Source organism: Enterococcus sp. LJL90 (genome assembly GCF_056924355.1).
Map to the genome: position 1 here is coordinate 188897 of NZ_JBXPBQ010000001.1, position 16139 is coordinate 205035.

General features: G+C 42.4%; 16 protein-coding genes. 13 read left to right on the forward strand and 3 right to left on the reverse strand.

Annotated elements, in window-relative coordinates:
* The first annotated feature begins 11 nt into the window (after nucleotides 1-11).
* From AC1Z3S_RS00885 to AC1Z3S_RS00905, 5 genes are all read left to right on the forward strand, one after another.
* Nucleotides 12-752: a Stp1/IreP family PP2C-type Ser/Thr phosphatase gene (locus AC1Z3S_RS00885; protein WP_461738766.1), complete on the forward strand. Its 741-nt coding sequence runs from the start codon at nucleotides 12-14 to the stop codon at nucleotides 750-752.
* Nucleotides 749-2911 carry a Stk1 family PASTA domain-containing Ser/Thr kinase gene (gene pknB / locus AC1Z3S_RS00890; protein WP_461738767.1) on the forward strand — a complete coding sequence of 721 codons (2163 nt, stop codon included), beginning with the start codon at nucleotides 749-751 and terminating at the stop codon, nucleotides 2909-2911. The genes AC1Z3S_RS00885 and pknB overlap by 4 nt, the downstream gene beginning before the upstream one ends.
* A 164-nt stretch (nucleotides 2912-3075) precedes the next feature.
* On the forward strand, nucleotides 3076-3969 hold the full coding sequence (gene rsgA, locus AC1Z3S_RS00895) for a ribosome small subunit-dependent GTPase A (protein WP_461738768.1): 894 nt from the start codon (nucleotides 3076-3078) through the stop codon (nucleotides 3967-3969).
* Nucleotides 3970-3985: 16 nt separating this feature from the next.
* Nucleotides 3986-4636, forward strand: a complete 651-nt coding sequence (rpe, locus tag AC1Z3S_RS00900) for a ribulose-phosphate 3-epimerase (protein WP_461739409.1) — start codon at nucleotides 3986-3988, stop codon at nucleotides 4634-4636.
* Entirely contained in the window at nucleotides 4637-5272 is a 636-nt protein-coding gene (locus tag AC1Z3S_RS00905; protein ID WP_461738769.1) for a thiamine diphosphokinase, read from the forward strand.
* A 177-nt stretch (nucleotides 5273-5449) separates the two neighbouring features.
* On the opposite strand, the gene AC1Z3S_RS00910 is transcribed toward AC1Z3S_RS00905, so the two are convergent.
* Nucleotides 5450-6100 (reverse strand): DUF3885 domain-containing protein, encoded by a 651-nt coding sequence (locus AC1Z3S_RS00910; RefSeq protein ID WP_461738770.1) that lies wholly within the window; start codon nucleotides 6098-6100, stop codon nucleotides 5450-5452.
* Between the two features lie 171 nt (nucleotides 6101-6271).
* Between AC1Z3S_RS00910 and mreC the strand changes: the two genes are divergently transcribed.
* The 3 genes from mreC (at nucleotide 6272) to AC1Z3S_RS00925 (ending at nucleotide 9061) form a co-directional block, all read left to right on the forward strand.
* Nucleotides 6272-7138 (forward strand): rod shape-determining protein MreC, encoded by an 867-nt coding sequence (gene mreC, locus AC1Z3S_RS00915; protein ID WP_461735870.1) that lies wholly within the window; start codon nucleotides 6272-6274, stop codon nucleotides 7136-7138.
* 3 nt (nucleotides 7139-7141) lie between these two features.
* A complete protein-coding gene (gene mreD, locus AC1Z3S_RS00920) occupies nucleotides 7142-7642 on the forward strand; it encodes a rod shape-determining protein MreD (protein ID WP_461735869.1) in 501 nt (166 codons plus the stop codon).
* 162 nt (nucleotides 7643-7804) lie between these two features.
* Nucleotides 7805-9061 carry a C40 family peptidase gene (locus tag AC1Z3S_RS00925; RefSeq protein ID WP_461738771.1) on the forward strand — a complete coding sequence of 419 codons (1257 nt, stop codon included), beginning with the start codon at nucleotides 7805-7807 and terminating at the stop codon, nucleotides 9059-9061.
* A gap of 51 nt (nucleotides 9062-9112) precedes the next feature.
* Here the strand turns inward: AC1Z3S_RS00925 and AC1Z3S_RS00930 are convergent, their stop codons facing one another.
* On the reverse strand, nucleotides 9113-9937 hold the full coding sequence (locus AC1Z3S_RS00930) for an NAD(P)H-hydrate dehydratase (RefSeq protein ID WP_461738772.1): 825 nt from the start codon (nucleotides 9935-9937) through the stop codon (nucleotides 9113-9115).
* 193 nt (nucleotides 9938-10130) lie between these two features.
* Here AC1Z3S_RS00930 and pepV point away from each other — a divergent pair, with 193 nt between their 5' ends.
* Entirely contained in the window at nucleotides 10131-11540 is a 1410-nt protein-coding gene (gene pepV / locus AC1Z3S_RS00935) for a dipeptidase PepV (protein ID WP_461738773.1), read from the forward strand.
* Between the two features lie 296 nt (nucleotides 11541-11836).
* A complete protein-coding gene (locus AC1Z3S_RS00940) occupies nucleotides 11837-13054 on the forward strand; it encodes a polysaccharide deacetylase family protein (RefSeq protein WP_461738774.1) in 1218 nt (405 codons plus the stop codon).
* A 315-nt stretch (nucleotides 13055-13369) separates the two neighbouring features.
* On the opposite strand, the gene AC1Z3S_RS00945 is transcribed toward AC1Z3S_RS00940, so the two are convergent.
* Nucleotides 13370-13711: a PepSY domain-containing protein gene (locus AC1Z3S_RS00945; protein WP_461738775.1), complete on the reverse strand. Its 342-nt coding sequence runs from the start codon at nucleotides 13709-13711 to the stop codon at nucleotides 13370-13372.
* A gap of 414 nt (nucleotides 13712-14125) precedes the next feature.
* Here AC1Z3S_RS00945 and pepA point away from each other — a divergent pair, with 414 nt between their 5' ends.
* The 3 genes from pepA to AC1Z3S_RS00960 all read left to right on the forward strand — a co-directional run bounded on the left by pepA (nucleotide 14126) and on the right by AC1Z3S_RS00960 (nucleotide 16125).
* On the forward strand, nucleotides 14126-15202 hold the full coding sequence (gene pepA, locus AC1Z3S_RS00950) for a glutamyl aminopeptidase (RefSeq protein WP_461738776.1): 1077 nt from the start codon (nucleotides 14126-14128) through the stop codon (nucleotides 15200-15202).
* Between the two features lie 108 nt (nucleotides 15203-15310).
* Nucleotides 15311-15628, forward strand: a complete 318-nt coding sequence (locus tag AC1Z3S_RS00955) for a thioredoxin family protein (RefSeq protein ID WP_461735853.1) — start codon at nucleotides 15311-15313, stop codon at nucleotides 15626-15628.
* Nucleotides 15629-15657: 29 nt separating this feature from the next.
* Nucleotides 15658-16125 (forward strand): universal stress protein, encoded by a 468-nt coding sequence (locus tag AC1Z3S_RS00960; RefSeq protein WP_461738777.1) that lies wholly within the window; start codon nucleotides 15658-15660, stop codon nucleotides 16123-16125.
* Nucleotides 16126-16139: the final 14 nt, after the last annotated feature.

A 16139-nucleotide genomic window follows, 5' to 3' on the forward strand; every position in this document is an offset into this window, starting at 1 on the left:
AGGAAAGTTTGATGGAAATTCGTTTTCAATCTGATGTAGGTAAGCGCAGAAAGATGAATCAAGATGCCGCAAATGTCTTTGAAAATCAAGTCGGCCTGCCGTTAGCAATTTTAGCGGACGGGATGGGCGGTCATTTAGCCGGTGATGTTGCCAGCCAAATGATTGTGACTGAAGTCGGCAGCGCCTGGCAGGAAAATGCCAGCCTGACGGTCAAAGAGATTACTGAATGGCTGACAGAAAACATTCAGGCGGTCAATCACAAAATTTATGACATCGGCGAATTGCAGCCTGAATATGATGGCATGGGCAGCACAGCTGTGATGGCGGTCATTTTAGAGGAACAATACATCATCGCCAACGTCGGGGATTCCCGCGCTTATTTATTGCGGAATCAAGAGATTTCGCAAATTTCTGATGACCATTCTCTGGTCAACGAGCTGGTCAAATCAGGTGAAATTACACCTGAGATGGCGGAAAAGCATCCTAATAAAAATATTTTGACCCGCACTGTGGGCATGCCCAATCAGATTGCTGTGGATATTTTTGTTGATCAATGGCGGACAGACGATTATCTACTGCTCTGTTCAGATGGCTTGACCAATATGGTTTCAGAAGCTGAGATTGCCGCAATTGTCTTTCAAGAAAAAAGTTTAGCAGATAAAGTAGAACAACTAGTCGCCGCGGCAAATGAAGCCGGCGGAGCGGACAATATTACGGTATTGATTATTCAGTTAAAGGAGGATAACCAATGATTGAGATTGGCAGTAAATTAAACGGCCGCTATGAAATAATTGGTAACATTGGTAGTGGTGGCATGGCGCATGTTTTTTTAGCCAGAGATTTAATTTTAGATCGTGAAGTTGCTGTCAAAGTTTTGCGTTTTGATTTTCAAAATGATCAAACGGCGATTCGTCGCTTTCAGCGGGAGGCCTTAGCTGCAACTGAGCTGGTGCATCCGAATATTGTCAGCGTCTATGATGTTGGTGAGGATAACGGCCTGCAATATTTGGTCATGGAATTTGTGCGGGGGATGGATTTGAAACGTTATATTCAAACCCATTTCCCAATTCCCTTCGGCAAAGTCGTCGATATTATGGACCAAATTTTATCGGCGGTGGCTTTGGCCCATGAGCACCGCATTATTCACCGGGATTTAAAACCGCAAAATGTTTTGATTGATGAAGACGGGGTTGTCAAAATCACCGACTTCGGGATTGCGATAGCCTTATCTGAAACGTCTATTACCCAGACAAATACCATGCTAGGCTCAGTCCATTATCTGTCACCAGAACAAGCCCGAGGCAGCATGGCCACCAAACAGTCAGATATCTATGCAATGGGTATTATTTTATATGAAATGCTGACAGGACAAGTACCTTTTGACGGCGAATCAGCAGTCACGATTGCCTTAAAACATTTTCAAGAAGAGCTGCCGGAAATTCGTGATTTTAATTCCAACACGCCGCAGTCTTTAGAGAATGTCGTGCTCCATGCGACCGCTAAAGATCCGTTGAATCGTTACCAAACGGCAGAAGAAATGCAAGATGATTTACGGACGGCCTTAAATCCAGAACGCTTAAACGAGCCTCGCTGGGTGCCAGCAGTTCACGACCAAGCAACGATTGCAATGGCGGTGCCTATAGCATCAGACACACCAATTGGTCAGACAGCTACACAGCCGATGCCGACTTTCCCAGAGGATACCGATCAGCCGAGTAAAAAAGAACCAACGCCGCCACCTAAAAAAAATAAACGCAAAGCGATGATCATTGGTTCAATTTTAGCTTTAGCAGTTGTGATTGGCGCGGTTTTATTCTTCTTAGGTTCTGGCGGTGAAACGGTAACTATACCAGATGTAAGTGGACAGACGGTCGCAGAAGCCACCACAACTTTAGAAGATTTAGGCTTGGAAGTCGCTTCAGAAACCAAAGAAGTCACCAGTGATGAAGTCGAAGCTGGCTCAGTGGTGCGAACAGACCCTGAAGCCGATGCCCAAGTGCGAACGGGTCGAGAGGTCACCCTCTATGTGAGCACGGGTGCAACGAAAACCTTAGCCGATTATTCCGGCATGACTTACGAAGAAGCCGTCGCCGCATTAGAAGAATTAGGCTTCACATCTGCTCAAATTGAGCGGGAAGAGGACACTAGTGCCACTGTGGAGGAAGGGGATGTGATTTCCCAAACCCCGGATGCTGGAACTGAAGTTGATCCGTCTGATGAATCCGTAACGGTTACACTGACAGTCAGCACTGGTCCTGAAACGGCAAGGGTTGGCAATTATGCAGGGATGACCTATGACGATGCCGTCGCAGCCTTGGAGGAATTAGGCTTTTCTTCATCGCAAATTAGCCGCAACAATATGCCAAGCAGCACGGTAGCAGAAGGCACAGTTATCAGTCAAACACCAACTAGCGGAACGGAAGTAAACATTGGAACTGCTGACACGATTACGCTAAACGTTAGCTCAGGACCAGAAGAAATTACTTTAGAAGATTATTCTGGGATGACAGCAACTAGGGCGCGAAGCGAATTAGAGGCGTTAGGCTTAACTGTCAATGAAGAACTAACCTACAGCGATACTGTTGCTTCCGGCAATGTAATCAGTCAAAATCCAAACTCTGGCAGCACTGTTCGCAGTGGTTCGTCTGTTACACTAACGGTCAGTCAAGGACCTGAACCCGCTGAAACGGTTACTCTGCAAGACTTAGTGGGGCAAACTCAAAGCTATGCAGAAGGCTATCTACGGGGGGCCGGTTTAACTGTCTCAACAACCACTGCCAGCTCGACAACCGTTGAGGCCGGCTTAGTGATTAGCATGAGTCCAAGCGCTAGAACAGCCGTTGAAGTCGGTTCAACCGTTCAGATAGTGGTCTCAACCGGTTCAACCACGAGTTCTTCTGATAATAATTAGTAAAATATTTTAGGGAGTCGATTTTTAAGCTCTCTAACTAATCGGTTAGTTTTTGGACTAGCCGATTTTTTGTGCAATGCGACGAGTGCTCTTTCACTGCCCAAGCCTTTTGAAGTATGCTAAAATAAAACGGAATAGACGCCTGAACAGCAAAGTTAATTAAATTGAAGGAGGGGAAAAGAATTAAAGGACAAATCAGAAAAGCGTTAAGTGGTTTTTATTATGTTTATGCCGATGGACAAACTTATCAAACACGGGGCCGGGGAAATTTTCGCAATCGCAAAATTACGCCGCTGGTGGGTGATCAAGTGGTCTTTGAGAGTGAAAATCTGACAGACGGCTATCTCTTGGAAATTTTGCCGCGACACAATGAGCTTGTGCGGCCGCCGGTGGCCAATGTCGACCAAGGCGTGATTGTCACCAGCATGGTGGAGCCGGATTTTTCTTATAATCTTGTCGATCGCTTTTTAGTCACACTGGAAAATAAAGATATTGAACCGATTATTTATTTGACGAAGACCGATTTATTAACGGACCTAACTTTAGTTAAAACGGTGCAAGCTTTGTATGAAAGTATCGGTTATACAGTTATCGCTGCCCAACCGGATAATTTAAATGAGCTAGAGCGGCTTTTTCCGGAAATGCTGACTGTTTTCATGGGGCAATCTGGTGCTGGGAAATCGACATTGCTTAATCGGATTTCGCCAGATTTACAACTGGCGACGGCTGAGATTTCGGAAAGCTTAGGTCGTGGAAAGCACACGACCCGTCATGTGGAATTGTTGCCCTTGTATGATGGTCTTGTTGCAGACACGCCGGGCTTTAGCTCGATTGATTTTTTGGAAATGACCGTGCAAGAGCTGCCCCGCTATTTTCCTGAATTCGTGAAGGCTGCGCCCCATTGTCGTTTTCGCGAGTGCCGCCACAGCCAAGAGCCTGGCTGTGAAGTCAAACGAGAAGTCGAAAGCGGGGAAATTGCTGAGAGCCGCTACCAGAATTATCTGCAGTTTATGGCGGAGATTGAAAACCGCCGCCCAGTTTATAAAAAGAAGAAATGAGGATTTATTAATGATGATGAAAATTGCTCCTTCAATTTTAAGTGCTGATTTTGCCAATTTGCAGCGGGATATTGAATTAGTGGAACGGGCCGGCGCTGATTACATTCATGTCGATGTGATGGATGGCCAATTTGTGCCCAATATAACTTTAGGGCCAAATATTGTTTCTGCCATTCGCCCGGTGACCAAGCTGCCTTTAGATGTTCATTTGATGATTGTGCAACCGGAAAATTTCATTGAGGCTTTTGCAAAAGCCGGCTCCGATATTATTACCGTGCACGCTGAATCTACGCCCCACATCCATCGAGCAGTTCAGATGATTAAAAGTTTTGGTGTGAAGGCTGGTGTGGTCATAAACCCTGGCACGCCGATTTCTGCTATCCAACATGTGCTAGATATGGTGGATCAAGTCTTGATTATGACTGTAAATCCTGGCTTCGGTGGACAGAGTTTTATTGAGGATAGCTTGAATAAAATTGCTGCACTAGTCGAAATTCGTGAAAATTTCAACTGGCATTTTGATATTGAAGTGGATGGCGGCATCAATACCGAAACGGCTCAGCGCTGTAAAGAAGCTGGGGCGAATGTTTTCGTGGCGGGCTCATTTATCTATGATGCCGAAGTGCCGACAGATCGCTTAAAAGCTTTACAGGAAGCGTTAGCCTAAATGGAGGTTTTGATGATTGCCGGTGGCGACTTGACGGACTGGCCGGAAAATTTGCCGCAAGCAGATATTTATGTGGGGGTCGATCACGGGGCCTTAACGATTCTAGAGCTAGGCTGGCCCCTCAGCTTAGCCGTGGGGGATTTTGATTCTTCAACGGAAGCGGAGCGTCAGCGGATTTTTGCTGAAGCTGGTGAAGTGGTGACCGCCAAAGCCGAAAAAGATGATACAGATACCCAACTGGCTCTAGTAGAAACTTTTAACCGCTGGCCGACTGCCCAAGTGACAATTTTAGGAGCCATCGGTGGGCGACTAGACCATTTTTTAGCGAATCTCTGGCTAGCAGCAGAGCCCCGCTTTCAACAATATGCTCAGCAGATTTGCTTAAAAAATCAGCAGAATTCCCTCAGCTATTTGCTGCCGGGAAGACATGAGATTCATCGGCAGGACGGCTTTGACTATCTAGCTTATTGTTGTCTGACGCCAGTCAGCAATTTAACTCTGAGAAATAGTAAATATCTCTTAGATCATGTCGAGGTTTCCGTGCCGACCTCTTATGCCAGCAATGAATTTATCAGCGACACGGCCGAATGCGAATTTGATTTCGGCTTGATTGCAGTGATTCAAAGTCGGGATTAAAAAATTGAGTTAACCAGCAAGGGACAATCAGCGACTGCCGATTGTCCCTTGGTTTTTATTTGATTACTAGAAATGTTGCCACATCTCTAGACTTCTAGACTATGACTTGCCAAGAGAAAAATCTCTGCTTAATAGTTTGATCTTCAGATTTAATTGTTTAATCTTCAGAGCCTTCATTTATTTTTTAAACCGCAAGCCAAACTTTGTTTCCTCAACCATAAAACCACCAGTTCGCATTGTGCTAGTATAGCTGTCCACATACTTGCCGAATTTAGAAAGTAGCGTTTGATAATCTTTTTGATTTTGGCAAAAGACATCACAGCCACGGTCATCATAAATGTGCAGAAGGATTTTTCTCTTAGGTTCAAAAAAGATTAGCGGCTGCTCTAAATGTAAAATGGTTGCATCAAAAGCCTTAAAATCTTGATAGATTAAAGCTCTGGCTAGTTTGAAAAGTAGCGCTGGTGGAGTCGTTAGGAAAAAGCTAGTAGCTCGCAATGTTCCAGGCTCAAATTGTAACGGCCGAAAGATTTCAGTACTTAATTTTGTTTTGGGCAGCCATTTACGCAGCGACTTTTTCTGATAGAGATATTCAAAGGTAAAAATTTCTGTCGAAGCACCAAAAATTTCGCTGATTAATTCTTGTGCTATCAGTGTACTTCTATTTAAAATAGTTGTTGTGATTTCGCCGGGAAAATAATAGGAAAGATTCATCCGAAAATGATAGGCAGGTTGTTGATCAAAGTATAAAGTAGCTGGACCGTTTGCATAATCAGAGAGATAAACTGTTTGCAGCTGAGACATTAGCTGCTCGTTCAAAGCAGTCATTTCCAGTAAGCGCCTCCTTTTTGGAACTAAGCTCAGCATAGCTTTTCTAAAGGCAATAGTAAAGCCCAAGTAAAAATAAAAATTAACTTAAGACCGCTAGTCCGGCTTTTTTTTGGCTAAAAAGAGTGGTAGAATTGGGCTTACGAGTTTAAAAAAGTACGAGGTGTCCTTGTGAAGAAGTTTAATCCCAATAAAAATATTATCATCATTTTAATTATTGTGATTGTGGTGGTCGTGGTGATTAGTGTGACTGCTGCCAGTCGTGATGAAGACAGTGAAGCAAGTTTCCCACAATCTGTGGTGAATGATGTAGTCGGCTTTGCTGATAGTATTGTAACAGCACCTGTCAACTGGATTACAGATGGGGTGGCTTCATTACAGGACTTATTTAATACCTATGAAGAAAATCAAAATTTAAAATCTACATTAGATAGCTATGAATCTGTCGTCCAGCAAAATTCTGACTATGAGCAGCAAATTACTGATTTGCAGCAGCAGCTAGAGTTGACGAATACTTTATCTGATTATGATACGGTCAACGCCAATGTGATTTCCCGCTCGCCTGACGCGTGGCAGGACAATCTGGTGATTGATGTTGGTTCCAACGACGGCATTGCCAAAAATATGGCCGTGATGTCACAACACGGCATCGTCGGTCGCGTCGTTGAGGTTAGTGACAACACATCAAAAGTTGAATTGTTGACCACTGATAATGAAACGACAAACCACTATCCTGTTAAAATTACAGCAACTGGTGAAACTGCCGGAATTTCTTATGGTGTCTTAGGTTCATATGACAATGAAAAAAACCAGCTGGTAATTTCTCAAGTAACCGGTACGGCGGATATTGCTGTTGGTGATTTAGTCCAAACCTCAGGGCTTGGCGGCAACTCGCCGGCTAATTTAGTCATCGGAACTGTCGCTGAAATTGTGGCGGACAGTGATGGTTTAACGAGTCAGATTTATGTTACACCGAGTGCTGACCTCTACAATATTTCCGTTGTGACAGTTGTCGAACGGGCGGTTGGAGGGGAGTAGCCAGTGAAAAAATATGCGGTGTATTACTTACCCATTCTACTCTTTATTTTGATGCTGCTTGACAGTCATATTACCACTTTTATTACTGCCCTTAGTCAGGGGATTTACTTAGCTAACAGTCATTTTATTTTCTTGGCAGCGTTGATTGCCAGTAACTATTTTCCCAAGCGGTATATGTTGATTACGATGACGGTTTTAGGGCTAGTTTATGACAGTTATTATATAGGAGTGATTGGTGTTTACGCAGTCGCTTTTCCACTAGTGGTATACCTGATGTATTCGTTGGGAGATATTATCCATACGAATATATTTACGTTATTTTTCGGTTGGGTAATACTGATTACAATTTTTGAAGTATATTCAATTTTAGTGCAGTGGATTTTCCAATTTTCCACTGTCGGTAGTCTCTTTTTTATCACTAGATATTTGGGTCCAACGTTATTATTAAACATCTTGATTTTCATTCTATTTAATTGGCCGTTTAAGAAATTGCTTAGTCGTTAAGCAATTTCTTTTTTGTTTTAATGAAACATTTTTGTAATATAATATTTATATCGCTGACATATAGCTATGATACAATGCCCTTGTGCTTAAATTTAGCAAATAATTTAAAAGAATTTTAACTATATTAAAAAATCAGAACAAAGCATCTCGGGGGGAACCAACTTGAAAAAGAAAGTTTTATCAGGGCTATTAATAAGTGCTATTGCATTATCAGTTGTTGCACCAATCGCAGCATCAGCAGATGATTACGATGCTCAAATCCAAAGTCAGCAAGATTTAATCAACTCATTACAAAGCCAACAATCAGATTTGCAAACACAAATCAGCAGCGTACAAGCGGATGTTGACAGTATTAACAGTCAAGCTGAAGAGTTATTGGCTCAACAAAAAACTTTAGCTGAAGAAGCTGAACAATTACAAAACGAAATTGTTTCTTTACAAGAAAGAATTGAAAAACGTGAAGCTACGATTCAAGATCAAGCCCGTGACGTACAAGTTAACGGCAGCAGCACAAACTTCATCGATGCTGTGATCAACTCTGAATCATTAACAGATGCGATTTCTCGCGTGACAGCGATGACGACAATCGTCAATGCGAACAACGAGTTAGTCAACCAACAAAAAGAAGATAAAGCAGCGGTTGAGCAAAAGCAAACTGAAGTTGCTGAAAAGCAAGAAGAAGTTAACGCTACTCAAGTTGAATTAGAAGCGCAAAAAGGCGACTTAATCAACAAACAAGCTGAATTAAATGTATTAACAACAACTTTAGCAGCACAACAAGCAACTGCTGAAAGTGATAAAGCAGCCTTGGAAGAACAAAAAGCGCAAGCTGAAGCGGAAGCAGCGGCTTTGATTGCTGAACAAGAACGTGTTGCAGCGGCAGCATTAGAAGCGCAACAACAAGAAGAAACTCAAAATGATACTCCTGCTGGTAACACTAACGGCGGCAGCAATGGTAACGGAAGCACACCTAATAATAATGGTGGTGGAAACTCTGGCGGTACAGTAACGCCGACACCGACACCAGTTCCAACTCCTGCTCCATCAACTGGCGATACTTCTTCAGTTAGAAGTGCGATTGTCAGCTATGCACAACAATTCTTAGGTACACCATATGTCTGGGGTGGCACAACTCCAAGTGGTTTTGACTGTTCAGGTCTAACTTCTTATGTGTACTCTAATGCAGCTGGTATCAGTATCGGTCGGGTAACAACCTCTCAAGAATATGCTGGAACAGTGATTTCTGTCTCAGAAGCACAACCAGGAGATTTAGTTTTCTTCGGTTCTCGTGGTAGCACTCATCACGTTGGGATTTACCTTGGCGGTGGCCAATTTATCCATGCACCATCAACTGGTGATGTTGTGAAAATTACTAGCACTGCTTATTACGCACCAAGCTTTGCAGTTCGTGTATTATAATTTAAAATGAATTTTAAAGCCTTCACGATTTTCGTGAAGGCTTTTTTGCGGTTAATTTTCAAAGCGCTTGAGATATTTTGGCAATTCCTCGCTGATGCGTGTCGGCAGTACGACGTAGGCATCTGCGGCCAAATCATCAGCAATCATGCTATGGAGATAAACTGCAGCAGCAATTGTCCGCGGGTTTCTCGGAAATTGGGCTAAAAAGCCAGCGATGATGCCGGCCAGGGTATCGCCAGTACCACCGGTAGCCATGGCGGGAGTACCCAGCGGATTTTCCAGCGGCGGGTTATCAGAAAAAACGGTTGTCCGGTGACTTTTAGCCACAATGATAGCTCCTAAATGGTCACGAGCTTGCTGGCTACTTTCTAAATTTTGTTGGTTGATAGTAAGACCACTCAACCGTTGCCACTCCATTTGGTGGGGAGTAAATACGGTTTTCTCTGGATAAGGCAAGGTTAAGTGTTCTTCAGCAAATAAAGTGATGGCGGATCCGTCAATAATCAGCCATTGATTTTCCTGCTGTTGCGTTAAAACTAAGGTCAACAAGGATAAACTCTTGGCGGATAAGCCTAGCCCCGGACCAATTAAAATCACGTCGGCTGTCTGCAAAGTTTCTTTAAGTAACTCTTCTTCAGTAAAACTCACCACCATTGCTTCTGGCAAGCGGGCATGCAGAGGAGCGTGGTTTTTCTCATCCGTCATCACGGTAGTCAGACCGCTACCGCTATTGATACAGGCTGCGGCAGCCATGATAATGGCGCCGCCGTAATGATGGCTGCCGCCAATCAAGACACTGCGGCCAAAGGTTCCTTTATGGGAATCAGTGGGTCTTTTTTTGATGACTTCTGCTAAAATTTCAGATTGAATTTGCATAAAGACTCCTTTTAAAATTTGTTTTTCTTTATTATACCTTTAAAAAATGTTTCCTGAAAAATCTTGCTGCGACGAAAGAGATTTCTTTTTCTTTTCCTTTGAATAATGGTAAGATGAAAGGCGAGAGCTTTGCAGATTGCCGGTGAAATTACTGGGCAATCGGTAAACAATTAAATTTTAGGAGGCAAAAATCATGACAATTGATTGGAAAAAAGAAGTGGAAGCCCGCAAAGAGGCCCTTCTTGAAGATTTGCAAAACCTTTTAAGAATTAACAGTGAGCGAGATGACAGCCAGGCAACAGCGGATGCACCTTTTGGACCTGGACCCCGGGATGCTTTGAAACATATGCTGGCTTATGGTGAACGGGATGGCTTTGTTGTCAAAAATGTTGACAATTACGCTGGCCATATTGAATACGGCGAAGGTGCAGAAACATTAGGCATCTTTGGTCACATGGATGTGGTGCCGGCTGGAGATGGCTGGGACACAGACCCTTATGAACCAGTTATTAAAGAGGATAAAATTTTTGCACGTGGCTCTAGCGATGATAAAGGCCCAAGTATGGCAGCTTATTATGCGCTAAAAATTATCAAAGACCTAGAATTGCCATTGTCTAAAAAAGTTCGCTTCGTAGTCGGTTCTGATGAAGAAAGCGGCTGGGGCGATATGGATTATTATTTCGAACAGGAAACAGCACCTGATTTCGGCTTCTCTCCGGATGCGGAATTCCCGATTATCAATGGTGAAAAAGGCAACGTGTCTATTCGTGCCTATTTTGCTGGAACGAATGGCTCAGAATATGTCTTAAATTCATTTCAATCAGGTCTGCGGGAAAACATGGTTGCTGGTGCAGCCACGGCTGAAATTACGGTTCCTAAAGGCTCTGAGGAAGCAATTGCGGCTGCTTTTGCTGCCTACTTAGAAGCAGAACCAGTTTCTGGTGAAGCGGTAGTTTCAGGAACTGAAATCACGTTGAATGTAACAGGGAAAGGCGCTCACGGTGCGAGCCCTCAAAGCGGGATTAATGCGGCAACTTTCTTAGCTAAATTCTTAGTCAGATATAATTTCGAAGCCGGTGCCGCTGCCTTCTTAAAAGCAGCCGGTGAAACATTACATGAAGATTTTTATGGTGAAAAATTAGGTGTGGCTATGGATGATGCTAAAATGGGTAAGCTGACTATGAATGCTGGCCTTTTTGCCTTCACTGCTGGCGCAGAAGAAAACTTTATCAATATGAACTTCCGTTATCCTCAAGGGCAAACATCAGACGGCTTGTTAGCTGCCTTAACTAAAAAATTCGGTGCAGCCATTACTAAAATTGAAAAACGCCCGCATGACATGGCACCTCATTACGTGCCAATGGATGATCCTTTGGTGGCAACTTTGCTGCAGGTGTATGAAGATCACACAGGTCAAAAAGGCTTCGAACAAGTGATTGGCGGCGGAACTTATGGCCGTTTACTAAAACGGGGCGTTGCTTATGGCGCTATGTTCCCTGGTTATACAGATACCATGCATCAAGCTAACGAATTTATGGCTTTGGACGATTTATTTAGAGCAACTGCGATTTATGCAGATGCAATTTATCGGTTGGCGAAGTAAAGAGAAAAAATTTAAAAAATAGAATGATAGGCTCTTTTATAATGTTATAGAAGAGCCTATCATTTTTGTTTATAGGAATCAGAGGAGTACCTAGAAAATTTATTTACATATTTTGAGAAGGGAAATATGATATCTGCCAGCTAAAATCTGTCAATCGCTGACGAACCGGATAATTAAAAGAATAATCTTGCGTCGTCAATTTATGACACTTATGTATTTGTTTTTGGTTGACCTTTTAAACTGTTTTCAGGTATAATTCGAAAATTAGAAAGAGGATTGGAAAAGGAGTTGAACTGATGAAACGCAGTGAACTGCGGGCCAAACAACGTAAGCGTAAAGGAAATCACCAGTTTTGGCGTCGATTTTTAGGAAGCTTGCTCTTGGTGGCGTTGATTGGGTTGGCTGGGCTTTTTTATATGAACTATCCACGATTAGAATTGGTCGGGGAGGCAGCCGTTGAGATTCCTCTAAAGCAAGATTTTGTTGATGAGGGAATCCGCTTGAAAAATCATCAAGAAAAACTAGCATTGGCTGACTATCTAATTAAAGGACAGGTCGATACAAATCAAATTGGGGATTATTATCTAGAATATACAATACCGTATTTTGGTTTAGAAAGCACTGTTAGTCGAAAAGTCTCCGTGACACAACCGAAGACAGTTGCGCCAGTTGTGATGACCCTTCAAGGATCTGATGAAATGAATTTGTATGTTGGCCGCGAATATCAGGAGTTGGGTGTAGAGGTAAGTGGTGGGGATGACGCTAATATCCAGGAAACGTTAATCATCAGTGGTCACGTCGATAGTCAAACACCGGGGCGTTATCAATTAACCTACCAAGTAACGGATGCTATTGGCGGTGTTCATGAAGTTCAACGTGTTGTCAATATTGTCAATAAACGCATCTATTTGACGTTTGATGACGGACCCAATGCTGAAATTACCCCGCAATTTTTACAAATTTTAAAGGAAGAAAATGTACAAGGGACTTTCTTTGTTGTTGGAGGGGGGCCTGATGAGTTAATCAAACAGGCTTATGATGAAGGTCATACGATTGGTCTTCATACAAATACCCATGACTACGGGGTGATTTATGCTTCTGAGAAAAATTATTTTGACGATTTAAATCAAATTTCCCAAAGGGTTCAGAGGATTACGGGTGAAGAGTCAAAAATTATGCGATTTCCTGGAGGGAGTTCAAACGGTATTAGCGGGAATTATGCTCAGGGAATCATGACGGCTTTAGTAAAAGATGTCACGGCTAAAGGTTATCAATATTTTGATTGGAATGTGTCTAGTGGTGATGGTAGCAATCAAGCCTCAGCTGAAATTCCGTATCAAAATGTCACGACAAATCTAAAAGAAACAGTAGACAATGTTGTGTTGATGCACGATACTAAACAGACTTCAGCAGATGCGCTAAGAAAGATTATTGAATATGGTAAAGCAAACGGTTTTGCCTTTGAAAAATTAGAGCTGGATAGTTTTCCTGCCCATCATGGAGTGACAAATTAAACCCTAGAGAGTTTCGAGATAAATCGAAACTCTCTGGGGTTTTGCTGTGTATTTACTTCATTCACAAAATAAAGGGCAAAGGAATTACTTCTATATGCGTTGTGAATAAGTCAGATTACTTAAAAATACTAAAAAAAATTAATATTTTTACCGATAATTTGTTTTGATTATAGTAAATAGTGTGGAAATAAAGCCTCTCACTAATTAAGCAAAGGAAAATAGCCGTCTGTGCTACTATCAGTCTAGATTTTTTTGGAAAATCAAAATAAAAAGGAAACGTCGAAACGTTCCCTTAAGAGAGTGCTCAAAATAAAATTATTCCATCGTCCGCTTAATATCCAAAACAGTGCCGGTGTAGGCATCGGCAATAAATTCGTAGATGACCAGCTGATCGTCTTCAATGCGAGAAATTCCGCCGTGGTAGCTTTTTGAGCGGATGGCAAATTTTCTGGAGGGTTGTTTTTCAAAGGAAATCCAAGAGCCTTCAATCGGGCCTTCTTGTAAAAAGGCCTGTTTTACATTGTCTAAAACTTGGTCGGGGGTGATGCTTCTTTTTTTGTTGTACCATAATGCTGAGGCGACACCGCTGACTAGACCGAAGCCGACACCAACTGCCAAACCGCCTTTAAAATAATTCAATTGATTTTCTTCATTCAAGGGAATTCCTCCTCTCAACGTCAGGAATCAGGATAGTTTGCTGTGTTTGATTTCATTCTCTGATACATTCTGAGTGATTAAAATGTAAGCTTGGGAATCCAGAGCTTCACCATTATTCTACCATAGACTTTCCCAGAAAAGAACTAAATGCTAATTTGCAGGAAAAATTTTTATTAAAAATTGTCAATCCGCCTAATAAAGATGAGAAATAAATGAAGTTTTTTAGGAGGGTATTAAATCTGCTTAATCGTTGCCAATTTTTAGCGCTGCTTGCGCTATAATAGACACGTATCGATTTGACGAAATTTTCTAAGGAGGCTTTGAGACTGGAAATTAACTGAACTGAAATTGCATTAGCCGCCAACAAAAGAACAGTGCGGTTTGGGCAACTCACTTATTTTCAGTCAACAAATTATGGAAGAAAAAACTTATCAAAGAATCAAAGAATTAACAGAATTACAAGGAACTTCAGGCTTTGAAGATGATATCCGTGACTATTTGCGGGGACACATGGAAGGTTTGGTGGACGAAATTCAACAGGACGGTTTAGGTGGTCTGTTTGGTATTCGCCGTCATGAAGAAAAAGATGCGCCACGGGTCATGGTTGCGGCCCACATGGACGAAGTTGGCTTTATGTTGACGGAAATCAAAGACAATGGATTATTTAAAGTGGTGCCTCTAGGCGGCTGGAATCCTTACGTTGTTTCGGCACAACGCTTCACTTTGAAAACCCGCAAAGGCAACTATCCAGTCATTTCTTCTTCCATTCCGCCACATTTATTACGGGGAACAGGCGGTCAAAAATCATTGGAAGTCGCTGATGTATTGTTTGACGCTGGCTTTTCTTCAAGGGAAGAAGCCTTGAGCTATGGTGTTTTACCTGGCGACTCTATCGTGCCACAGGTGGAAACAATCAAAACGGCTAATGGCAAAAATATTATTTCCAAATCGTGGGACAATCGTTATGGCTGCACAGTCGTCTTAGAAGCTTTAGAAGCTTTGAAGGATGAAAAATTGGGTCACACCTTAATTGCCGGCGCCAATGTTCAAGAAGAAGTTGGCTTGCGGGGTTCAAAACCTTCCGTGACGAAATTTAATCCTGATTTATTCTTTGCAGTTGATTGCTCAGCGGCTGATGATATCATGACGAAAAATGGCACATTCGGTCATTTGGGCGAAGGTACCTTGATGCGGATTTATGATCCCGGCTTGATTCAATTACCTCGTTTGCGGGAATATCTTTTGGATACAGCAGAAACCAACAAGATTCCGTATCAATATTTTGTTTCAAAAGGTGGCACCGATGCTGGCGCAGCGCATACTGCCAATGAAGGCATTCCAAGCACGGTCATCGGAGTTGTGGGTCGTTACATTCACACCCACCAAACGATGTTCAGCATTGCCGATTTTGATGCAGCTCGGGAAATGTTGATTCAAACCTTGAAGGGCTTAGACAAATCAACAGTCAATACCATTGTTTATGGTAAATAGCTAACTTAAAGAAGAGTTCTCAAGCAATTTTTGCTGGAGGAGTCTTCTTTTCCTTTGTTATTTAAAAGGTGTATAATAAAATTAGCAAAACGAGGAAGGATGGAGCATATGATTATTCCCAAATCTCTAGAGGAATTGGCTGGCTATGTTGAAAAAGGCCATAATGTTTTCTTTTTTACCGCCGGTTGGTGTGGCGATTGTCATTTTATTAAACCGCAGCTGCCAGAAATTGAGGCGGATTTTCCCCAATTAAATTTTATTGAAGTTGACCGGGACCAGTATATTGATGTCGCGGCAGAGTGGAATATTTTTGGGATTCCCAGCTTTGTGGTGATTAAAGATGGCAAAGAGCAGGGCCGTTTAGTCAATAAGGCCCGTAAAACCAAAGCTGAAATTGAAACCTTTTTAACCAGCATCGAAAATTAGTTTGAAATTAATGGAAATGAGGTGCCCGCATGGAACAAGAATATCAACGCATTTTAGTCGGAATTGACGGCAGTCAACAGGCGCAGGAAGCCTTTGAAAAAGCCGTTGAGGTTGCCAAACGTAATCACTCAGCTTTGTTTGTGGCCAATGTTTTAGACCAAAAAGCTTATAGCTTTATGGGCTTTGCGCCTATCAGCGAAACGGTTGTCGAGATGGAAATTGATCAGTCCAAGTCCTTGATTGATGCAGCGAAAACTTATGCTCAAAAAGCAGGTGTTACAGAAGTTGAAGGAATTTTAGCCTATGGTTCAGCTAAAGAAGCGATGGCCCATCAATTACCGAATAAATACCAAATTGATTTGATTATGGTCGGCCAATCCGGTTTAAATGCGGTAGAGCGTTTTATGCTGGGCAGTGTTTCCAGTTATATTATTCGCGAAGCCCCCTGTGATGTTTTAGTTGTTAGACCGACTCATCAGGAAAAAGCGAATTCTTAGAGGACTGTGAAAAC

Excerpts from the sequence above, each read along its gene's own strand:
- AC1Z3S_RS00885 (WP_461738766.1), top strand. The coding sequence starts at position 12 with ATGGAAATTCGTTTTCAATCTGATGTAGGTAAGCGCAGAAAGATGAAT.
- pknB (WP_461738767.1), top strand. The coding sequence starts at position 749 with ATGATTGAGATTGGCAGTAAATTAAACGGCCGCTATGAAATAATTGGT.
- rpe (WP_461739409.1), top strand. The coding sequence starts at position 3,986 with ATGAAAATTGCTCCTTCAATTTTAAGTGCTGATTTTGCCAATTTGCAG.
- AC1Z3S_RS00905 (WP_461738769.1), top strand. The coding sequence starts at position 4,637 with ATGGAGGTTTTGATGATTGCCGGTGGCGACTTGACGGACTGGCCGGAA.
- AC1Z3S_RS00910 (WP_461738770.1), bottom strand. The coding sequence starts at position 6,100 with ATGACTGCTTTGAACGAGCAGCTAATGTCTCAGCTGCAAACAGTTTAT.
- AC1Z3S_RS00930 (WP_461738772.1), bottom strand. The coding sequence starts at position 9,937 with ATGCAAATTCAATCTGAAATTTTAGCAGAAGTCATCAAAAAAAGACCC.
- pepV (WP_461738773.1), top strand. The coding sequence starts at position 10,131 with ATGACAATTGATTGGAAAAAAGAAGTGGAAGCCCGCAAAGAGGCCCTT.
- AC1Z3S_RS00940 (WP_461738774.1), top strand. The coding sequence starts at position 11,837 with ATGAAACGCAGTGAACTGCGGGCCAAACAACGTAAGCGTAAAGGAAAT.
- pepA (WP_461738776.1), top strand. The coding sequence starts at position 14,126 with ATGGAAGAAAAAACTTATCAAAGAATCAAAGAATTAACAGAATTACAA.
- AC1Z3S_RS00955 (WP_461735853.1), top strand. The coding sequence starts at position 15,311 with ATGATTATTCCCAAATCTCTAGAGGAATTGGCTGGCTATGTTGAAAAA.
- AC1Z3S_RS00960 (WP_461738777.1), top strand. The coding sequence starts at position 15,658 with ATGGAACAAGAATATCAACGCATTTTAGTCGGAATTGACGGCAGTCAA.